This is a genomic window from Streptomyces katrae, assembly GCF_000966975.1.
Classification (GTDB): Bacteria; Actinomycetota; Actinomycetes; order Streptomycetales; family Streptomycetaceae; genus Streptomyces; species Streptomyces katrae.
Map to the genome: position 1 here is coordinate 1 of NZ_JZWV01001263.1, position 3,550 is coordinate 3,550.

At 73.7% G+C, this 3,550-nt stretch carries 3 protein-coding genes; 2 read left to right on the forward strand and 1 reads right to left on the reverse strand.

Annotated elements, in window-relative coordinates; translation table 11 throughout:
- Nucleotides 1–20 precede the first annotated feature (20 nt).
- A complete protein-coding gene (locus tag VR44_RS35920) occupies nt 21–929 on the reverse strand; it encodes an MBL fold metallo-hydrolase (protein WP_045951854.1) in 909 nt (302 codons plus the stop codon).
- Nucleotides 930–1,032: 103 nt separating this feature from the next.
- On the opposite strand from VR44_RS35920, the gene VR44_RS35925 reads away from it, so the two are divergent.
- A complete protein-coding gene (locus VR44_RS35925) occupies nt 1,033–1,953 on the forward strand; it encodes an AraC family transcriptional regulator (RefSeq protein ID WP_045951852.1) in 921 nt (306 codons plus the stop codon).
- 92 nt (nt 1,954–2,045) lie between these two features.
- Nucleotides 2,046–3,404, forward strand: coding sequence for a radical SAM protein (locus VR44_RS35930; RefSeq protein ID WP_045951853.1), 1,359 nt, complete (start codon nt 2,046–2,048; stop codon nt 3,402–3,404).
- Nucleotides 3,405–3,550 lie beyond the last annotated feature (146 nt).

Sequence of the window (3,550 nt, forward strand, 5' to 3'; positions counted from 1 at the left end):
GCCCGGCGGGCCGGGGGCGGTCAGATGCCCGAGGCCCACCCGCCGATGGCGAACCGTCCCTTCTCCTCGCGGACTTCGAAGGCCCCCGTGCCGCCGAAGTGCGCGGGGAACACCAGCTCTCCGCGCTCCGCGGCGCGCGCCAGGGTCCGCCGGCGGGTGTCCGCCGCCCCGGCCGGGTCCATGCAGAAGCAGCTGTTGCAGGAGGGCCGCAGGACCTGAACGGGGCTGTGCAGCATGTCCCCGACGAAGACCGCCCGGTCGGTGCCGGAGGCCAGGCGCAGTACCGAGGAGCCCGGGGTGTGGCCGGGGGCCGCCTCCAGGGTGAGGTGGTCGTCGATGCGGTGGGAGCCCTCCCAGAGGACCGCCTGCCCCGTCCGGTGGACGGGGGCGATGCTGTCCTCGTAGACCAGGCGGTCGATCTCGCGCGCGCCGCCCGCGTATCCACCGCGGGGCCCGAAGTGCGCGTCGTCGGCGGCCGGGATGAGGTAGTGGGCGTTGGGGAACGCCGGGACCCACTCCCCGCCGGCGTCCACGGTGTTCCAGCCGACGTGGTCGGCGTGGACGTGGGTGTTGACGACGACGTCCACCTCCTCGGGCCGGACGCCGGCGGCGGCCAGGCGCCCCATGAAGTCGCCCTGCCGCCGGTGGAACAGGGGCGAGCCGGGGCGTTCGCGCCCGTTGCCCGCCCCGGTGTCCACGAGGACGGTCCGGCCGCCGCTGCGCAGGACCCAGGTCTGCAGGGCGAGTACGGCCAGGTCGGCGTCGGGCTGCCAGTGGTCGGGCGCCAGCCAGTCCTCGTTCTCCTTCCACACCTCGGCGCCGGACTGCGGGACGAGGTCCCGGGCGGCCACGAAGGGGCCCTGCACCTCGATGACGCGGGTGATCTCGACGTCCCCCAGGACGAGGGGCTGCGTGTTCTCGTTGGTCATGTGCACCACCCTAGGGAGGCGGGCTGAGCATCCCAATGCGCGTTCCGCTCAAGGGAATACGCGTACCGCTCACCCGTGGGGGCGTCGGCGGTACCCTGCGCGCATGGACGTGGTGAGCGACGCGATCTCCGCCGTGCGCCTGGGGCGCGCCTCCTCCGACCGGGTACGGACCGCGGGCACCTGGTGCGTACGGCTGGACCCGTACGAGGGGGCGGGGTTCCACGTCGTCCTCGCGGGCGACTGCTGGCTGCTGGCCGACGGGGGCGAACCGGTCCCCCTCGCCACGGGTGACGCGGTGCTGCTGCCGCACGGGGCGGGCCACGTGCTCGCGGACTCCCCGGTCGACGCGGCGGTGGCGGCGCGGGCCCGGCCGCTGGAGCACTACCTCGACGGGCGGGCGGCGGCCCCCGCGCCGCAGCCGGGCCGGCCGGCGGTGGAGATGCTGTGCGGCAAGTACCGGCTCGACCGCAGCCGGGTGCACCCGCTGCTGGCGGAACTGCCCGGCGTGGTCCGCCTCCAGGGCGGGTCGCACGGTGAACTCCAGTCGGCCATCGCCCTGTTGGGCGGGGAGCTGGACGCCCGGCGGCCCGGCTCCTCCATCGCCCTGCCCAGCCTGCTGGACCTGCTCCTGGTCTACATGGTGCGCGCCTCGGTGGCCGGGGCGGCGCCGGGGTCCTGGTCGGCCGCCCTGGGCGACCCGGTGACGGCCGCGGCCCTCCAGGCGATGCACGCGGACCCGGCGGCCCCGTGGAGCGCGGACCGGCTGGCCGCCGAGGCGGGCGTCTCCCGGCCGACCCTGGTGCGCCGGTTCACCCCGCTGGTCGGCCGTCCCCCGATGGCGTACCTGACGTGGTGGCGGCTGACCCTGGCCGCCACCCGGCTGCGCGACACCCAGGACTCGCTGGCCGCCATCGCGGCCGGCGTCGGCTACGGCAGCCCGTACGCCCTGTCCCACGCCTTCGTGCGGGAGTTCGGCACCACACCGGGCCGCTACCGGACCGAGATCACCCGCACCCCGGGCTGAACCTGTTCAAACGAGCGGATACGGTGGATGCCATGGATGTGTCCGCCGGAGCGCGCAGACCGCTCGGGCACCCGTCTGCCCGAGGAGTACGCATGGCAACCCAGACCCGTACCGCGCTGGTCGAGGACCTGATGGCCCGCTTCCCCCACGTGCCGCGGGAGGCCGTGATCAAGGAGGACCTGCTGCGGGGCGGCATGGCCTTCGACGAGTCGGCGCTCAGCGGCGGAGGCGCCGACGGACCGGGCGGCGGCGACGTCAAGCCGAAGTCGTACTTCATCTTCTCCTTCGACCACCGCACCCTGCCGGAGCTGGGCGCCGCCGCCCTCAACCGCCCGCCGGAGGAGATCGTGCTCACCGGCGGTCCGTACGGGCTGCGCCGCACGGTGGTCTCCGTACGGGTGAACCCGGACTCCCCGTACGTGGTGCGCGGCGGCGAGGACGGCACGCTGGGCCTGTACCTGGACGGGGCCCGGATCTCCGACGTCGGGCTGCCGCCGATGCCGGAGTACTACCGGCACAAGCTGTCGAACGGCAAGTCGGTGATGGAGGTCGCCCCGACCATCCAGTGGGGCTACCTGATCTACCTGACCGTCTTCCGGGTGTGCCAGTACTTCGGCGCCAAGGAGGAGTGCCAGTTCTGCGACATCAACCACAACTGGCGCCAGCACAAGGCGGCGGGCCGCCCGTACACCGGGGTGAAGCCGGTCGAGGAGGTGCTGGAGGCCCTGGAGATCATCGACCGGTACGACACGGCGGGGACCTCGCGGGCCTACACCCTCACCGGCGGCTCCATCACCTCGCAGGTCGGCGGCCGGGACGAGGCCGACTTCTACGGGCACTACGCGCAGGCCATCGAGGAGCGCTTCCCCGGCCGCTGGATCGGCAAGGTGGTGGCCCAGGCCCTGCCGCGCGACGCGGTGCAGCGCTTCCACGACCACGGCATCCGGATCTACCACCCCAACTTCGAGGTGTGGGACCGGCGGCTGTTCCAGCTCCACTGCCCGGGCAAGGAGCGGTACGTGGGCCGGGACGAGTGGCACCGCAGGATCCTCGACTCCACCGAGGTGTTCGGCCCGCGCAACGTGATCCCCAACTTCGTGGCGGGCATCGAGATGGCCGAGCCCTTCGGGTTCACGAAGGTGGGCGAGGCCATCGAGTCGACCACCGAGGGCCTGCGGTTCTTCATGTCGCACGGCGTCGTACCGCGCTTCACGACCTGGTGCCCGGAGCCGACGACCCCGCTGGGCAAGGCCAACCCGCTGGGCGCCCCGCTGGAGTACCACATCCGGCTGCTGGAGGCCTACCGGGCGACGCTGGAGGAGTTCGGCCTGAGCTCCCCGCCCGGCTACGGGCCGGCCGGTCCGGGGCGCGCGGTGTTCTCCGTCAGCTCGTTCATGGACAGCCTGGAGGGGCTGGAGGAGCCCGCGCAGGACGCACCCGCCGCCTCCTGACCTCCTGTTCCGCCCGGGGGTGTGGGAAACCCCCGCCCGCCACCGCCCGAAGGGGCCGGTCCGCACGGACCGGCCCCTTCGCCGTGCGGCGGGGGCTGCCGGTCCTCGTTCCGGGACGCGGGCAAAGTAGCAGCCTTCCCGGGGCT

Excerpts from the sequence above, each read along its gene's own strand:
- VR44_RS35920 (WP_045951854.1), bottom strand. The coding sequence starts at position 929 with ATGACCAACGAGAACACGCAGCCCCTCGTCCTGGGGGACGTCGAGATC.
- VR44_RS35925 (WP_045951852.1), top strand. The coding sequence starts at position 1,033 with ATGGACGTGGTGAGCGACGCGATCTCCGCCGTGCGCCTGGGGCGCGCC.
- VR44_RS35930 (WP_045951853.1), top strand. The coding sequence starts at position 2,046 with ATGGCAACCCAGACCCGTACCGCGCTGGTCGAGGACCTGATGGCCCGC.